The sequence below is a fragment of the Thalassospira marina genome (assembly GCF_002844375.1).
Lineage (GTDB): Bacteria > Pseudomonadota > Alphaproteobacteria > Rhodospirillales > Thalassospiraceae > Thalassospira > Thalassospira marina.
In genome coordinates this window covers 588843-605202 of sequence record NZ_CP024200.1, presented here as the reverse complement: position 1 = coordinate 605202, position 16360 = coordinate 588843, and the positions used below count along the sequence as shown (strand labels likewise).

At 54.4% G+C, this 16360-nt stretch carries 16 protein-coding genes; 9 read left to right on the top strand and 7 right to left on the bottom strand.

What is annotated here, in order from left to right:
- The first annotated feature begins 38 nt into the window (after nt 1-38).
- A complete protein-coding gene (locus CSC3H3_RS22870) occupies nt 39-1013 on the top strand; it encodes an amino acid ABC transporter permease (protein ID WP_101267152.1) in 975 nt (324 codons plus the stop codon).
- Entirely contained in the window at nt 1010-1753 is a 744-nt protein-coding gene (locus tag CSC3H3_RS22865; RefSeq protein ID WP_101286676.1) for an amino acid ABC transporter ATP-binding protein, read from the top strand. The genes CSC3H3_RS22870 and CSC3H3_RS22865 overlap by 4 nt, the downstream gene beginning before the upstream one ends.
- A gap of 235 nt (nt 1754-1988) precedes the next feature.
- Here the strand turns inward: CSC3H3_RS22865 and CSC3H3_RS22860 are convergent, their stop codons facing one another.
- Nucleotides 1989-2969 (bottom strand): asparaginase, encoded by a 981-nt coding sequence (locus tag CSC3H3_RS22860; RefSeq protein WP_101286675.1) that lies wholly within the window; start codon nt 2967-2969, stop codon nt 1989-1991.
- A gap of 235 nt (nt 2970-3204) precedes the next feature.
- On the opposite strand from CSC3H3_RS22860, the gene CSC3H3_RS22855 reads away from it, so the two are divergent.
- The 6 genes from CSC3H3_RS22855 to CSC3H3_RS22830 all read left to right on the top strand — a co-directional run bounded on the left by CSC3H3_RS22855 (nt 3205) and on the right by CSC3H3_RS22830 (nt 8366).
- Nucleotides 3205-3834 (top strand): helix-turn-helix transcriptional regulator, encoded by a 630-nt coding sequence (locus CSC3H3_RS22855; protein ID WP_101286674.1) that lies wholly within the window; start codon nt 3205-3207, stop codon nt 3832-3834.
- A 223-nt stretch (nt 3835-4057) separates the two neighbouring features.
- On the top strand, nt 4058-5020 hold the full coding sequence (locus CSC3H3_RS22850; protein ID WP_101286673.1) for a threo-3-hydroxy-L-aspartate ammonia-lyase: 963 nt from the start codon (nt 4058-4060) through the stop codon (nt 5018-5020).
- 108 nt (nt 5021-5128) lie between these two features.
- A complete protein-coding gene (locus tag CSC3H3_RS22845) occupies nt 5129-5560 on the top strand; it encodes a RidA family protein (protein ID WP_101286672.1) in 432 nt (143 codons plus the stop codon).
- Between the two features lie 232 nt (nt 5561-5792).
- Nucleotides 5793-7124, top strand: coding sequence for a dicarboxylate/amino acid:cation symporter (locus CSC3H3_RS22840; RefSeq protein ID WP_245881406.1), 1332 nt, complete (start codon nt 5793-5795; stop codon nt 7122-7124).
- An 82-nt stretch (nt 7125-7206) separates the two neighbouring features.
- Nucleotides 7207-7674 carry a YbaK/prolyl-tRNA synthetase associated domain-containing protein gene (locus tag CSC3H3_RS22835; protein ID WP_101286670.1) on the top strand — a complete coding sequence of 156 codons (468 nt, stop codon included), beginning with the start codon at nt 7207-7209 and terminating at the stop codon, nt 7672-7674.
- A complete protein-coding gene (locus tag CSC3H3_RS22830; RefSeq protein WP_101286669.1) occupies nt 7665-8366 on the top strand; it encodes an HAD family hydrolase in 702 nt (233 codons plus the stop codon). Before CSC3H3_RS22835 ends, CSC3H3_RS22830 begins: the two co-directional genes overlap by 10 nt.
- A 72-nt stretch (nt 8367-8438) precedes the next feature.
- Here the strand turns inward: CSC3H3_RS22830 and CSC3H3_RS22825 are convergent, their stop codons facing one another.
- The 5 genes from CSC3H3_RS22825 to CSC3H3_RS22805 all read right to left on the bottom strand — a co-directional run bounded on the left by CSC3H3_RS22825 (nt 8439) and on the right by CSC3H3_RS22805 (nt 14519).
- The gene (locus CSC3H3_RS22825) at nt 8439-9848 is read right to left on the bottom strand and encodes a TRAP transporter large permease (RefSeq protein ID WP_101284347.1); all 1410 of its coding nucleotides are present in this window, start codon (nt 9846-9848) and stop codon (nt 8439-8441) included.
- Nucleotides 9849-9872: 24 nt separating this feature from the next.
- Nucleotides 9873-10445 carry a TRAP transporter small permease gene (locus tag CSC3H3_RS22820; RefSeq protein WP_101271806.1) on the bottom strand — a complete coding sequence of 191 codons (573 nt, stop codon included), beginning with the start codon at nt 10443-10445 and terminating at the stop codon, nt 9873-9875.
- Nucleotides 10446-10482: 37 nt separating this feature from the next.
- Nucleotides 10483-11478: a TRAP transporter substrate-binding protein gene (locus CSC3H3_RS22815; protein WP_172963484.1), complete on the bottom strand. Its 996-nt coding sequence runs from the start codon at nt 11476-11478 to the stop codon at nt 10483-10485.
- A gap of 195 nt (nt 11479-11673) precedes the next feature.
- The gene (gene pcaB, locus CSC3H3_RS22810; protein ID WP_101286881.1) at nt 11674-13035 is read right to left on the bottom strand and encodes a 3-carboxy-cis,cis-muconate cycloisomerase; all 1362 of its coding nucleotides are present in this window, start codon (nt 13033-13035) and stop codon (nt 11674-11676) included.
- Between the two features lie 2 nt (nt 13036-13037).
- Complete coding sequence (locus CSC3H3_RS22805; protein WP_157831995.1) at nt 13038-14519, bottom strand: class II fumarate hydratase; 1482 nt, start codon at nt 14517-14519, stop codon at nt 13038-13040.
- Between the two features lie 174 nt (nt 14520-14693).
- Between CSC3H3_RS22805 and CSC3H3_RS22800 the strand changes: the two genes are divergently transcribed.
- Complete coding sequence (locus CSC3H3_RS22800) at nt 14694-15434, top strand: GntR family transcriptional regulator (RefSeq protein ID WP_101286666.1); 741 nt, start codon at nt 14694-14696, stop codon at nt 15432-15434.
- A 124-nt stretch (nt 15435-15558) separates the two neighbouring features.
- Here the strand turns inward: CSC3H3_RS22800 and CSC3H3_RS22795 are convergent, their stop codons facing one another.
- A complete protein-coding gene (locus CSC3H3_RS22795) occupies nt 15559-16314 on the bottom strand; it encodes an SDR family oxidoreductase (protein WP_101286665.1) in 756 nt (251 codons plus the stop codon).
- Nucleotides 16315-16360: the final 46 nt, after the last annotated feature.

Sequence of the window (16360 nt, the reverse complement as noted above, 5' to 3'; positions counted from 1 at the left end):
GGCCCGAAGGCCGCCATTTTGCCACAGGGGGCTTCCTGATGCTTTATCCGGATACTGTTGAATCCGACATACTTGTGCATAAGCCATGGTTTATCGCCACCATGTTTGTTGTGGTGATTGCCTTTTTCATGGCGTTCAATCTGACCGGAACCACCATGGGCGAATTGATGCGCCCGGTTATTGGCGACCCGGCCCAAAGCGGGCTTTACGGGCGTTTTGCCATTGCCGTTGTGCTTTCGGTTCTGTTCTGTCTGAATATTGTCATCATTGGCTTCCTTCCCTTGGTGGCGCAAATCGGCATTGTCTGGCTTGAATTGCTGCTGCTGTTTCTGGCTTTCTTTGAAACCTTTGATCTCAGCCTTGAATTTATCGGCCAAAAACTGCCCTTCATGCTTACTCAGGGCTTGCTGACCACGCTTTATGTGTCGGCCATTTCCATCATGATTGCGTCGGTCATTGCCATTATTGGCGCGGTCGCCAAGCTATCAAACAATGGCTTTGCCTATGCGATTGCCAGTTTTTACACATCCTTTTTTCGCGGCCTGCCGCTTTTGATGCAAATTTACCTGATCTATCTGGGTCTGCCGCAACTTGGTTACATCATTGATGCGGTGCCTGCTGGCATCATTGCGCTATCGCTTTGTTATGGTGCCTATATGACGGAAATTTTCCGTTCCGGCATCCAAAGCATTGATCGCGGCCAATGGGAAGCGGCCCGTTCGATCGGTTTTGGTTTTGGCATTACCATGCGCAAAATCATCCTGCCCCAGGCCCTGCCCGTGATCATTCCGCCCACCGGCAACCAGTTTATTTCCATGCTGAAGGACAGTTCGCTGGTTTCCGTGATCGGGGTTTGGGAATTGATGTTTCTGGCCCGCACCCTGGGGCAGAAAACCTTCAATCATATGGAAATGCTGATTTCGGCAGCGGTGATTTACTGGATCATGTCGATCGTTCTTGAACTTGTTCAGTCCCGCATTGAAAAGCACTTCGCCAGGAGCAAAGTACGATGAGCACGGAAACCATCATCGAAGCCAAAAATGTCTGCAAATGGTATGGTGCTTTTCAGGTGTTAAACGACATCAACCTGGAGGTCCACAAAGGCGAACGCATTGTGGTATGCGGCCCGTCCGGGTCTGGGAAATCAACGCTTATTCGCTGTTTTAACCGGCTGGAAGCGCACCAGAAAGGCGAAATCCGGGTGAATGGCATCACCTTGCATAACAAAATGCGTGACGTTGGCGATGTGCGCAAAAATGTCGGCATGGTGTTTCAGCATTTCAACCTGTTCCCGCATATGACGGTGCTGATGAACTGCATGATCGGCCCGATGTGGATCAAGGGTGTATCAAAGGAAGAAGCCCGCAAAACCGCTCTGCAATATCTTGAGCGTGTGCGCATCCCCGAACAGGCCAACAAATTCCCCATTCAGCTTTCCGGCGGCCAGCAGCAGCGTGTTGCCATTGCCCGGTCGCTTTGTATGAACCCGGCTGTCATGCTGTTTGATGAACCTACGTCGGCGCTGGACCCTGAAATGGTGTCCGAGGTCCTCGAAACCATGACGTCACTTGCCAGCGATGGCATGACGATGGTGTGCGTTACCCATGAAATGGCCTTTGCCCGCGCCGTGGCTGACCGCATCATTTTCATGGATGCAGGCCAGATCGTTGAAGAAGGCGAACCGAACGCATTTTTCACCAATCCGCAAAATGATCGCGCCCGCCAGTTTTTAAACCAGATTCTGAAACACTAGCCTTCCGTGTTTCAGTTATCGTGTGGATATAAGCGGCCATCCTGCCCCGATTGCCACCCCGCCAAGCGGTCAGGTTCCTGCAAACCCGGTATCCATACGACCAAACGGCACCCTGATGCGGGTGCCGTTTGGCTTTTTTCGCGTATGTGATATTTGCCCTTCAATGTGCCTTGCAACGGCATAACATTATTTCATGTTATACATTCATATATTGCAACAAACATTTGAAATAATGTTATTTTTGATCTTTCGATATCAGCTTTAACAGCAAGGCGATCCGTGCCTTTACCGGCGACAGATCAATGCTGATTGGCAACTTTTCGCTGAGTGAAGGAATGATATGCCCGGCGATGCAGCGTGTTGCGACCAGCACTTCAATCCCGGCATCGCGCGCGGCAAGCCCGGCCTGTTCCAGGCTTTGATGCAGGCTGCCATTACCTGTTGCGCCCAGGATAATCCCGGCCGCGGCATCGGTGTGGTTTTCCTGGTGTTCGCGGATCAGCGCGTTGACGATTTCACCGCGCGTACCAGCGTGGCTTAGCACGATATCGACACGCGGCCAGTTATCCGCTGGCGGCAATGAAATGGCTGTGCTGACGTGTGCTTCCTGTGGCCATTGGCGCACCAGGCGTACCCGACCTTCTTCAACATAGCCAATCGGCCCGGCATCACCGGAATTAAAGGCATTAAGGCGATAAGGGTGCGTTTTGCTGATTTCTTTGGCACCGTGTATTTCGCTGGCGCACACAATCATCACGCCGGTTGCATCCGGGCTTGATGCAACGGTGATGGCGTCGCGCAGGTTTTGGGGGCCGTCCGGGTTGGTTGATGTTGCCGGGCGCATGGCGCAGGTCATGACAACCGGTTTGGTGGCATTCAGTGTGGAATGCAGGAAAAACGATGTTTCTTCGATGGTGTCGGTGCCGTGTGTAATGATCAGGGCGGCAACATCATCCTGTGCCAGCCAGTATTGGCAGCGCTCATGCAGGCTGCGCCAGGTTGCAAAATCCATATCCTTGCTGTCGATCTGGGCGACCTGCTCGACATGCAATTCAAACCCGTCCGGGGCAGAAAAACCATCCAGCAATGCGGTTACCGGCACGGTGCCCGCCGTGTAACCAACATTGGCGCCCGCCTTGGCCGACGACCCGGCAATGGTCCCCCCGGTGCCCAGAACAACAATACGGCGCGACTGATCAGATATGGGATTATTCATGGTTTATTCCTTATTGACCGGGATTTTGGCGACCGCGCATCGAGACGATAACGTTCGTCGCACCCGTTATAACGGCTATCCTCCGCCCGGCAGATATAGCGTTGTTTTGGGCGATGTATAGAAACGATTTTCGGATCATTGCGCGTTTTTGCGATTTCTTGTGGTTTTGATGTATTGACAATTTTTATAATTTTAGACAAATTGTCAAAACCTAATCACAACAGGTTCCATTACCATGACAAAACGTACGCCAGAACAGCGCTTGCTGCTTGAACAGATCAAACAGGTTGCCGATGGCCTTGCCCGCACCTTTGCGCCCTTTTGCGAAATTGTCGTGCATGACCTGCTTGATCCGTCCCACGCCGTTCTGGCAATCCACAACAATCTTTCTGGCCGCGAAATTGGCGATCCCGCGACCGAGCTTGGCCTTGCGCGTATTCTTGACCCCGAATTTGAACAGGTCATTGCCAATTACCCGAACAATTTTGCCGATGGACGGCAGGTTAAAAGTACGTCGGTTGGCATCAAGGATTCTGAGGGCAAATATATCGCGGCCCTTTGCATGAATATCGACCTGACGGTGTTTCAGGGTTTTCAGGGCATGTTAAACCAGTTCGTCGCCATCGAGGCCGATGCCCCCGCCAAGGAAAGTTTTGATCCCGCCGGGTCAGATGCCATTCGCGCCCGGATTGACCAGTTCGCCGCCAAACTCGCCACCACCCCACGCGCGTTAAAAGCCAGCGATCGCCGCGCGCTTGTGCAGGAGCTGAAAGCTGCGGGTCTGCTGGATTTACGCCGTTCGATGGAGATTGTTGCCGGCCATCTTGGGGTGTCCCGCGCATCTGTTTATGGCTATGCAAAATAACCGGGGCTTTCGCCTGCCTCTGGCAGGCCTGTGCCCCATAACATGCCTTAAGCTGAGCATGGCTGTGTCGCGAAAACACGGCAAAGCCATGTGAACAAGACCTGACATTACCGCCTGTTTCCGCAAGGAAAAAAGATCGTTTCCGGCACCGTTGCCGGTCGCCCGCCAAAAGCGCGGGCCCTAAAGTCATGCATAAAAACTGACAGCCCAGGAGAGGACTTCAATGACCAGCCTTCCCACATTCGAGGATGTTTGCGCGGCTGCCGCCCGCATAAAGGGCCATGCCCATCAAACCCCGGTCATGACATCACGTACCGTAAATGCCGAATTCGGTGCCGAGGTATTTTTCAAATGCGAAAACCTGCAACGCACCGGGGCATTTAAATTTCGCGGTGCCTTTAACGCCCTGTCGCAGTTTACGGCGGCCCAGCGCAAGGCTGGCGTTGTTGTTTATTCGTCGGGCAATCACGCGCAGGGCATTGCCCTGTCGGCACGGTTGCTTGATATTCCGGCAACCATTGTTATGCCCCACGATGCACCCGCCGCCAAGGTTGCAGCAACCCGTGGCTATGGCGGCAATGTCGTCATTTATGACCGCTACACCGAAGACCGCGAACAGATTGGCCGTGATCTGGCCGAAAAGCATGGCATGACATTAATCCCGCCTTATGACCACCCCGATATTCTGTGCGGACAGGGAACGGCGGCCAAGGAACTGTTTGACGAAGTCGGCCCCCTTGATGCGTTTTTTGTACCGCTTGGGGGTGGTGGCCTGTTATCGGGCAGTGCCCTTTCAACCCGGGCGTTGTCACCTGATTGCGACCTTTATGGTGTTGAACCCGCAGCGGGAAATGACGGCCAGCAATCCTTTCAAACCGGTTCCATCGTTCATATCGACACACCCCAAACCATCGCCGATGGTGCCCAGACCCAGCATCTGGGCAATGTGACCTTCCCGATCATCAAACGCGATGTTCGCGATATTCTGACCGTTCCGGATGCCGATCTGGTGGATTGCATGAGTTTCATGGCAACGCGCATGAAACTGTATGTCGAACCGACCGGGTGCCTTGGCTTTGCCGCGGCACGGCAGATGAAGGCCGATCTGAAAGGCAAGCGCATTGGCGTGCTTGTAAGTGGCGGCAATGTCGATCTGTCGCGCTTTGTAAGCCTGCTTTCGGCGTAATTTCCCGCCGTTTTTGACGGCCCTTAAACATCCTTGATGCGACCCAACCATCAACCCGCCGGGTTGAGGGAACGCGATAACTTTGCCCATTTTCACCACGGAACCAGCATGAACACTCTCGCCCGAAACGACGATATCCGCTGTCTTAACAGCCAGGATATCACCCGCCCGGCGGGCCATTATTCCCATATCTGCGTGGCGGCCGGTCAGGTTTTCATATCCGGCCAGTTGCCCATATTGCCCGATGGCACGGCGTTAACCGGTAAATCCTTTCACCAACAGGCCACCCGTACGCTGGCAAATCTGGATGCCTGCCTGGCCTGCGCCGGTATAACCCGCGAAAGGCTGCTTCAGGTACGCATCTATGTAACCGATATCAAATATTGGCCGCAATTTAACGACCTGTATGCCAGCTGGATTGGCGACCATCGCCCGGCGCGCGCGGTTGCATCGGTACCCGAACTGCATTTCGGCCTTGATATCGAGATCGAGGCGATTGCTCTTGCCTCGCCAGAAAACGCGCCAGCCGCAGCGCCCTAACGCGCGCACAGCCCATTATTTTCAGAACGATAACGAATAAAGCTGCGGTGTTTCGGCCCATGGCAACACCACCAGTTTATCTGCAATGCGCCCTGCATGATCAGGGGGCATGGCGCATTGCAGCTTCCCTCGATGGTTTTCAAACGCCTGTTTGGCGCGGTTTTTCGCCCCAAACGGTGGAATGCCATCGAAAACGAAGCCCGGAACAGCCGGGGATCATCAGGAGATAAAAATGACAACAAATCCCTCATCTTCGACCACCCGCCGGGGACCTTTCGGTTTCTGGACAGGTATGCAGCTCTGGAAACAGATATTCATCGCGCTGGCACTTGGGCTGGTGCTTGGCGTAGTTCTTAACCGGACAGGCAATGCCGGCTTTGCCGATGGCATCAAACCGATTGGCGATCTTTTCATTCGCGGCATCAAAATGCTGACCGTCCCGCTGATTTTTGTTTCGCTGGTCAGCGGGGTGACATCGTTGCAGGATCTGGCAACGATGGGCCGTCTGGGCATTAAAACCTTTGTGCTGTATCTGGGCACAACGGCCATTGCAATTTGTATTGGCCTGGGTCTTGCCGTTTTGTTCAAACCGGGCATTGGTGTTGATATTGGCGCTGGCGCGGCCAAACATGCAGCAGCCGCAACAACCGAACCCGGCATTACCGATACCCTGTTGGGTCTGGTGCCGACCAACCCAATCGAGGCCTTTGCCAATGGCAATGTGCTACAAATCATTGTTTTTGCCATTTTACTTGGCATGGCAATTGTGCTTGCCGGGGATGCGGCCAAACCGGTGAAACGGTTTTTCGATGCCGCCGCCGAAGTCATGTACAAGCTGACATCGATCATTATTTCCTTTGCCCCTTATGGCGTATTTGCACTGATGACCTGGGTTGCAGGCAGCTATGGGCTGGACCTTCTGGCATCCCTGGCCAAAGTCATTGCCATTATTTATGTCGGTTGTGTCATTCATGCCCTGCTGGTTTATGGCGGTATGATCCGCTTTATCGGGCGGCTTAACCCGGTACGTTTTTTTCAGGGCAGCATCGAACAGATCATTGTTGCCTTCACCAGCACTTCAAGCTCGGGCACGCTTCCGGTCACGATGATGTCCACGGAGCGCAATCTGGGCGTTTCACGCCGGGTTTCCAGCTTTGTCCTGCCATTAGGCGCAACCATCAATATGGATGGTGTCGCCCTTTATCAGGGTGTTGTCGCGGTTTTCATCGCCCAGGCCTACGGTATTGACCTTACCACCAGCCAGTTTTTGACCATCGCGCTGACATCGACGCTGGCCTCTATCGGCACAGCGGGTGTTCCCGGGGCTGGACTGGTCATGACATCAATGGTCCTGTCATCGGTTGGCCTGCCGCTGGAAGGCATTGCGATTATCGCCGGCATTGACCGTATCCTTGATATGGCGCGAACATCGCTAAATGTGACGGGTGATTGCGCTGTTGCCTGCCTGGTTGCCCGCAGCGAAGGTGAACTTGACCAGATCGCCTATGACACGCCCCATGTCCTGAAGGCTGAAACAATTTTCACAAGCCAGGAAAAGGCCTAAAACAGAAACCAGCCGATGGTGCGCGGGGAAGGATAAGTCCCCGCGCATCCGGCAATTGTTTGAATGCAGGAATTATTTTGCCATGTTTAACCAGCTAAGTGCGCTTTTGGAAACAGGTGGGACACGTTTTCGCAGGATCGAACACGCCCCCGAGGGCCGGTCTGCCGAAGTGGCCGCCATTCGCGGCACCGCCCCCGGTCAGGGGGCAAAGGCCATGTTATGCAAAAGCAAAGGCACGCCCGAAATTTATGTTCTTGCCGTTCTACCTGGCGATCAGAAGCTGGATTTTCGCAAGGTCGCATCGGCGGCGGGCTTAAAAAAGGTCACATTGGCATCCCCCGAAGAAGCCACCCGTGAAACCGGTTGCAAAATTGGCGCGATCCCGCCTTTTTCATTTTCATCCCGCATTATGCTGTTGGCTGACCCGGCCCTGATTGAGGCCTATGACGAAATTGCCTTTAATGCCGGGCGGCTTGATTGTTCTATCATTATGAATGCGGCCGATTATGTGCGCATCGCCCAGCCAAAATTACAATCCATATGCGCCTGAACAATATTGCCGGTCTGTCATTTGACCTTGATGATACGTTATGGCCATTCAATGCCGCTGTCCTGAAGGCCGAGGCAGCCCTTTATCAATGGCTGCAGCATCAAGCCCCGGCAACAGCCGGTATTTTAAGCGGGCCGGAACAATTGCGCCAGTTTCGCAATAATCTGGCCGTCACCTGCCCGGCCATGGCGCATGACCCTGCCCTGTTACGCCGAACATCCATTCGCAATATTCTGATGGCGGCAGGTGAAAACCCCGATCTTGCCGATCCCGGATATGATCTTTTTTATGCCGAACGCCAAAAGGTAACATTTTTTGACGATGCCCTTCCCGCACTGAAATATTTAAGCCGACATTATCCATTGGCAGCCATTTCCAACGGCAATGCGGACCTGGCGGCAATTGGCATTGACCATTTCTTTGAGGCCCGGTTTTTTGCCCATCAGCTTGGCATTGCCAAACCCGATGCCCGCATTTTCCATGCCAGCGCCGTGGCCCTGAATATAGCACCATCGAATATGTTGCATGTGGGCGATGATGTTGAACTTGATGTGCGCGGCGCACTTTTGGCCGGGTGCAAGGCCGCATGGCTTGTGCGCGATAGGGCGCAGGATGCATTGGCAGGCGCAGATGACGTGTCAGATACCCTGATCATTCAAAACCTGCATCAGTTGTGCGATATGCTGGGTTAAGGCCAAATTTGAAAAAAAAAGGGGCATCCTGTTGCCAGAACGCCCCTTTGATTTGATATGCGGGTTGCAACCCTAGTAGTTCATCACCTTTTCCGGGCCCATCAGCAGGGTCGGAAGCCATGTGGAAATGGCGGGGATATAGGTGATGATGATCAGGAAGACCAGAAGGATCATCAGCCACGGGAAGGCTGCGCGCACCACTTTAAGCAACGGCATGCCTGTTATGCCCGATGTGACAAACAGGTTCAGCCCCACCGGCGGCGTGATCATGCCGATTTCCATATTCACCACCATGATGATGCCTAGATGGATCGGATCGATCCCCAGCTTCATCGCAATCGGGAACAGGATCGGCGCCATGATCATCAGGATGGCGGACGGTTCCATGAAGTTACCGGCAACCAGCAGGATGATATTGACGACAATCAGGAAACCCCAGGCCGGAAGGCCCCAGCCAATGATGGCTTCGGCGATGGTGTGCGGGATGCGTTCGGTCGTCAGCACATGGGCAAACAGCATGGCATTGGCAATGATGAACATCAGCATGATGGTCACTTTGCCGGCTTCAAGCAGAACGTGGCGGATGTCCTTGTCAAACGGCAACAGAACAATCGCCTTGCCCATCAGGCCCAGATTGCGTGAGGCAACCGCGCCAAAGCTGGTATTGCCACCAGCGGGCATCCAGGGCTGGTCCTTGATCGGACCCATGTCGCGGTAAAACAACACCGCAACAAGCATGGCATAGAACGAGGCAACGGCCGCGGCTTCGGTCGGGGTGAAGGCCCCACCATAAATGCCACCCATGATCAGAATGACCAGGAACAGGCCGCCCGATGCGGAAAGCAGGCTGCCGCCCCATTCGCCGAGGCTGGGTCGGTCCTGTTTGGGCAGGTTTTTAACCTTGGCGACCACAAAAATCGCCAGCATCAGCATGATGCCCACCATCAGGCCGGGAATAACCCCGCCCAGGAACATGCGGCCAACCGACACCTGGGTTGCCGCGGCATACACCACCATCACGATCGATGGCGGAATAAGAATGCCCAGCGTCCCGGCGTTACAGATCACACCGGCGGCAAAGTTTTGCGGATAGCCCGAACGGACCATGCCCCCGATCACGATGGAGCCAATGGCCACCACCGTTGCCGGGGAGGAGCCGGAGACGGCCGCAAACAGCATACAGGCCAGAACCGATGCCATTGCCAGCCCGCCGGGGAACCAGCCCACGGAATTGACGGCAAAATTGATCAGGCGGCGGGCCACCCCACCGGTCGACAGGAAGGTGGAGGCCAGAATGAAATAGGGAATGGCGAGAAGGGTGTAATGCTCCATCCCGCTGAAAAGTTTTTCTGCCAGGGTTGCCAGGCTGTCATTGCCAAAAAGCAGGATGGTTGCCAGCGAGGACACACCCAGCGACAGGGCGATGGGGGCACCAAACGCCATTAGGGCAAAAAGCAGAACAAACAGGAATGCAATGGTCATGGGGAAGCGATTCCTCTTTGGCGCTTAGGATGCGGAACGGGATGACCCGCCCTTTGCATCGTCATTGACATCGGCCTGACCGCCAAGCTGGTCGATGGCTTCGCGGGCTTCGTCAGCCAGGGTAAAGCCGGTCTGCTTGCCGGTAATGATCCGCCAGGCAACCTGTGCAAGACGGAATGCCAGCAGCGCACCGCCCACCGGCATGATCAGATAGACCACCCAGAGCATCAGCGGGGAATCTTCGGCTTCCATTTCCAGCATGTGGTTAAAGGCGACCAGTTCCCAGCCCCCTTTGGTAATCCAGAAGCAGTAAAGCAGGCCTGCTGCAACAATGATCAGGCCGATAATGCGCTGCAGGGTTGCCGGAAACAGTTTCACCAGCGCATCAACACCAATATGACTGCCAATCTTGACCCCGTAGGACATGCCAAACAGGATCAGCCAGGCAAACAGGAACTGAGTCATTTCCAGCGCCCAGGTAATGCCGGAATTGAACACATACCGGGCAATGACATTGGCGAAGGTAAGTGTAGTCATGGCGGCAAGCAGGAGGGCTATGAAGCCCTCCTCCAGCCGGGTAACGACCGTCGAGATCATCGTGAACGGTCCCTTATCCAGAAAGATTTACAGGGAATTACTTGTTGCAGGCTGCGGCAGCGTCGATCAGGTCCTGACCAATTTCACCAGAGAACTGATCCCAGACCGGTTTCATCGCCGACTGCCAGTCCTTGAACTGCGCATCGGTCAGTTCAACCAGCTCTGTTTCGCCAGATTGCAGGGTTTTTTCACGCTGTTCCATGTTCAGTTCGGCGGCAAGATCATTTCCATATTTCGTGGCATCATCCATTGCCTGGGTCAGACCGGCGCGCATTTCAGGGTCAAGGCCCTTCCACCATTTGTCCGACGTGATCACCATGTAATCAAGAAGCCCGTGGTTGGATTCCGTGGTGTATTTCTGAACTTCGTAGAACTTCTGCGAATACATGTTTGACCAGGTGTTTTCCTGACCATCAACAACACCCGTCTGAAGGGCGGTGTAGGTTTCAGCAAAGGCCATTTTCTGGGGAACGGCACCAACTGCCTCAAACTGTGCGGCCAGCACATCGGATGTCTGAATACGGAATTTAAGGCCCTTGGCATCTGTCGGTTCACGCAGCGGCGTATTGGCCGAAAGCTGCTTTAAGCCATTATGCCAATAGCTGACACCCAGCATGCCCTTGTCGGTCATGGAATTGAAAAGGCCCCTGCCCTTGTCGCTATCCTGGAAGCAGGAAACGGCATCCATATCCTTGAACAGGAACGGCAAATCAAAGATCTGCAGCTTTTTCGTCCATTTGTTAAGCTTGCCCAGTGCCGGTGCCCCGAACTGCACATCACCGCGCAAAATGGCCGAAAGAACCTTGTTATCGTCAAATAACTGGGAATTCGGGTATATTTCGACCTTTACCTTGTCGCCAAGGATTTCTTCGGCACGTTTCTTAAAATATTCGGCCGCTTTGCCCTTGGGCGTATCGGGCGCTACACCATGGGAAAACTTGATCACTTCCTGTGCGGATGCATCAAGTCCCAAGCCCAGAACCGTTGCCATTGCTACACCGGCGAGAAGAAGATTTCGGTTAAAAAGACGCATTTTCATACTCCCTGAAGGTTATTTGTTTCTGGTCGTTCCGGCCCTGCCCTGAATGATTGCCAAGGGCCGGGTTTTCTTGCAGTTTTCGCCCTGTTATGCCCCGTTTTACCCAGGACAAGGCAAAGCAGGACGGTTCACTTGCCACTTGGCAAATGCTGGTTGGGCGATATTTGCGGGTTATGGGGCCTTGACGGGCTAGTGAGTGCCCGACAAAACCCGATCCACCATTTTCCCAGCCGATCCCAGATAATTTTCCGGGTCGGTCAGGTGTTGTAAGTCCTGCGGGCCAAGATGGCGGGTAATCTCGCCATCCTGCGCAAGGGCATCGTAAAGCGATGTGTCCTTTTCAGCTGCCATGCGGCAGGCCGCATAAACCAGATCATGCGATGTTTGCCGCCCGGCAAAGGGGGCAAGCGCCATCATCACGGCTTCGGCCACGATCAGGCCGCGCGAAACCCCCAGATTTTGGCGCATCCGTGCCGGGTAAACCTCCAGCCCACCCAGCATGAAAATGGCCTGCGCCAGTGCGCCTGATGTCAGTGCGAAACTTTCGGGAATGGCCGACCATTCCAGATGCCAGGGGCCGGTTGCCCGTTCAAAATCATGTGCCATGGCATCAAGCATAAGACCGGCATGCTGGCGCACCATTTTGGCCGCCGCGATCATTAATTCACACGAAATGGGGTTGCGTTTTTGCGGCATGGTGCTTGAGGCACCACGATGTTTTTCAAACGGTTCGGCAACTTCGCCCAGTTCCGTTGTCATCATGATGGAAATATCAACCGCGATCTTGCCGAGGCTGCCACAAATCAGCGCCATAAGCTGCACGGCCTCGGTCACGCCATCGCGGCTGGAATGCCAGGTAATTTCGGGCACACCAAGGCCCAGTTCCCCTGCAAGCCCGGCCTGCACGGCAAGGCCGTGATCCCCCAATGATGCCAGCGTGCCGCTGGCACCGGAAAACTGGACTACCAACAGGCGCGGCTTTAATTGTGCCAGCCGTTCCGAATGGCGTTTCAAACTGGAAAGCCACACTGCGGCCTTGTAGCCAAATGTAATGGGCAAGGCATGTTGCAGGTGGGTGCGCCCCGCCATTGCCGTGTCACGATATGTCCGGGCAAGGTGGGCCAGTGCCGCCATCGTTTCATCAAGCTGGCGTTCAATCAGGGCAAGGCCATCACGCATTTGCAGGATGGTCGCGCAATCCATGATGTCCTGGGTTGTGGCCCCCCAATGCAAATACCGCCCGGCATCACCGGCATGTGCCGCAAGCTGTTCGACAATTGGCAAAATGGGATAACCGACAATTTCGGTTTCATGTTTCAGGCGGGCCAAATCAAATTCGTGATTTGCGGCAGCATTGGCAATGCCATCGGCTGCTTCTTGCGGGATCACACCCTGTTTGGCCTCGGCCCGGGCAAGGGCGACTTCAACCTCGACACAGCGGGCGATATAGGCGCGGTAATTGAAAATATCGCGCATGGCATCATCGACAAAGCTGTGCCCGAAAAGCGGGGAATCCACCAGCGAACTTTGGGTCATTCCGGTAAACTGCATCATCACAAACCCCCGCCAGCTTTGCGGGCCTGAAGGATGGTTGCGCCTTGCTGATCAGCGTCCAGATCGCCATTTTCATCCGCATCCGTCTTTGACCGGTCTAGATCATCGGGGTTTAAGGCCTGCCTTAGATGATGGTCAAATTCCGCCCCGCTTAAAATGCCGTCGCGTTCAAGGATATCACGCATGGGAATACCGCTATCCCAGCATTCACGCGTCAGGCGGGCGGCCATGTCATAGCCAATCACCGGCCCCAAAATGGCCCCAAGGACCGGCGATTTTGCCAGTGATGCGCCTAGTGCTGCGCGGTCCGCGCCCAACCCGTCAATACAGCCCCTTGCCAGCACCTTTTGCGCATCGGCCAGCAGATAAATGGAATTTAGCGTTTCATTCAAGATCAGGGGTTTGCAGGTATTGAGCTGCAACACGCTGGAATTATTGGCTGCCAATACGGCCGCACTGTTGCCAATAACACGCATGCAAACCTGAATAACCGCCTCGCACACCGTGGCATTGCGTTTTGCCGGCATGATGGAGGATGAAAGCCCGTCATCTGGCAGGGTCATGGATGGGGTGCCACCCAAACTGGATGTCAGAAGGCGAATATCGGTACAGGTTTTGATCAGGGCGGATGCCAGGGTATTTAAACTGCCACACAGGCCTGCAAAAACATCGTGCGATGCCATCAAATAGCTGGGTGCCTGGCTGGCACGAAGGGGCTGGCCAACAAAGGCGGAAAGGTCTTTGGCAACCAGGCTGGCAAATTCGGGATTGCCATTAACGCCACTGCCGCTTGCCGTACCGCCCTGGGGCAGTTCGCATAATTCCTGCGCCTGTTTTTCAATGCGTTCCAGTGCGGTTTCCACCTGGTGCTGCCAGGCGCGAAATTCCATGCCCAACGTAACGGGTAATGCATCCTGCAAGTGCGTCATGCCCAGTTTGGCATGGTGGTGAAATTCATCGGCACGCTTGGCAAGGCTTGTGACCAGTGTTTTCCCGGCAGGCACAAGAATGTTAAAAACAGCCCGCAACACACTGATATGCATGATGGTTGGAAAGGTATCGTTTGATGATTGCCCCTTATTGACATGGTCATTGGGGTGCACCGGTTTACGCGCGCCAAGGGCATGACCCAGCATTTCATTGGCGCGATTGGCGATCACTTCGTTGGCATTCATATTGGTCTGGGTGCCGGACCCGGTTTGCCAGACCATCACGGGAAACTGCCGATCAAAGCGGCCCTGCTGCATTTCGGTGGCAGCGGCAATAATGGCATTGCCCAATTGTTCGGGCAGCAGGCCCAGCGCCATATTGGCACGGGCGGCAGCAACTTTTTGCGCCCCGAAACAATGGATCACATCATCGGGCAGGCATTCATTGCCAATGGCAAACAGGTGGCGGGAACGTTCTGTCTGCGGGCCCCAATATGCCTCTGCCGGGATTGCAACCTCCCCATAAGCATCCGCTTCCATACGGTTATTCATTATTCTGACCTTCACATCGCGAGAAGCATTTTGTATCATTGTTCGGTTATTTGTTCGAATGTACGGACAAATGATTGTTCGAATGTACGTACATTGTCAAATATAAATTTGTGTGCTTTTCGCAAAAACCAGCGCGCCATTTTCACCAGAACGCGAAGAAAGGACGACAAGTAGTTGGTTAAAAAACAAAGTCAGCCAAAATACCGGATCGTCGAAGACTACCTCAGGGCCCGAATTTCATCAGGCGAATTCCCCGTAGACAGCCTGCTTCCGACCGAGGAAAACCTGTGTGCGCGTTTTGGTGTCAGCCGGGCGACGGTGCGAACCGCCCTTTCCAATATTCAGGCAGACGGGTTGATCGTGCGCAGTGCCGCCATCGGATCACGCGTGGTTAATGCCGTGCGCAACCAGTCTTTTCAGGCAGGTTGGAGCTCGGTTGAGGACCTGCTGCAATATACCAAGTCGATCCGGCTTAATATCATTTCGATCCGTGAAATTGTGGTTGATGCCGATATGGCCGACGAGGTTGGATTCCCGGTTGGCCGAAGCCTGGTTCGGGTTGAGGGCATTCGCTGGAACCAGGAAGAAACCGAAGAACCGATTTGCCATGTCGAGGTTTATTTTGACGCGCTTTATAACGGCGTTGTCGATAAAATCCCCGATGCGCGCCGCCCGATCGCCGATCTGGTCGAAGAACAATATCAGGTCCGGATAGAGGCCATCCGCCAGGAGGTTTCCGCACGCCTGCTTTCGCCGGAAACCGCTGAAATGTTGCAGGCCAAGGAAAATGGCCCGTCGCTTTTGATCAAGCGCTGGTATTTTGACCACGCCAATAACATCTTCCAGATGTCGCGCAGCGAATATCCGGCTGAACGGTTTCGATATGTCCTTGATTTTGGCCGATCCCACGACTGATCAGTGTTTCATTTCCGGTTTACCAACGCTTGCAGGCTGACAGGCCTTTGATCGCCTGCCAGCCCGAAGCCAGCATATCAGGGGTTAAATCCCAGGTCGGGGTTGGGGAGTAACCGGGAAAGCGTCAGATATTCTGACCGCCGGAAACCTCGATACGCTGGGCATTTATCCAGCGATTGCCATCCCCTAGCAGGTTGGCAATCATGGGGCCGATATCATCGGGCACACCAACGCGGCCCAGTGCGGTCATATCGGCGAAAACCTTGTTCAAGTCCGGCATGTCGCGAACGGCACCACCCAGAAAATCGGTTTCAATGGCGCCAGGTGCCACCGTATTCACCGCAATGCCGCGTGCCCCCAGTTCCTTTGCCAGATAAAGGCTGAGGATTTCAACAGCGCCTTTGACTGCGGAATAGGCCGAAAAACCCGGATAGGAAACCCGCGTCAAACCCGATGACAGATTGACAATACGCCCGCCATCGGCCAGCAGCGGCAACAACGCCTGGGTCAGAAAGAAAACCCCTTTGAAATGCACATTCACCAGCCGGTCGAACTGTTCTTCGGTGGTATCGGTGATGGCCGCCATCTCGCCATGCCCGGCATTATTAACAAGATGGTCAAAACTGTCGCGCTGCCAGTTTTTTCGCAATGCGCCGGTCAGTTGTTCAACAAAGGTGCCAAAACCGGCAACATTGCCAACATCAAGCTGAAGGGCAACAGCCTTGCGACCCAGTGCTGTAATTTCGGCAATAACGGCATTGGCGTCGCTTTCGCGGCTTTGATAGGTGATGATGACATCATTGCCGCTGCGCGCAATGGCAAGGGCAGTGTTGCGGCCAAGGCCACGGCTGGCACCGGTAACAAGTGCAATCTTTGACATCGGGGTCTCCATCGTCTGGTTGGGATGCGTTCTTCTACGCCCGATC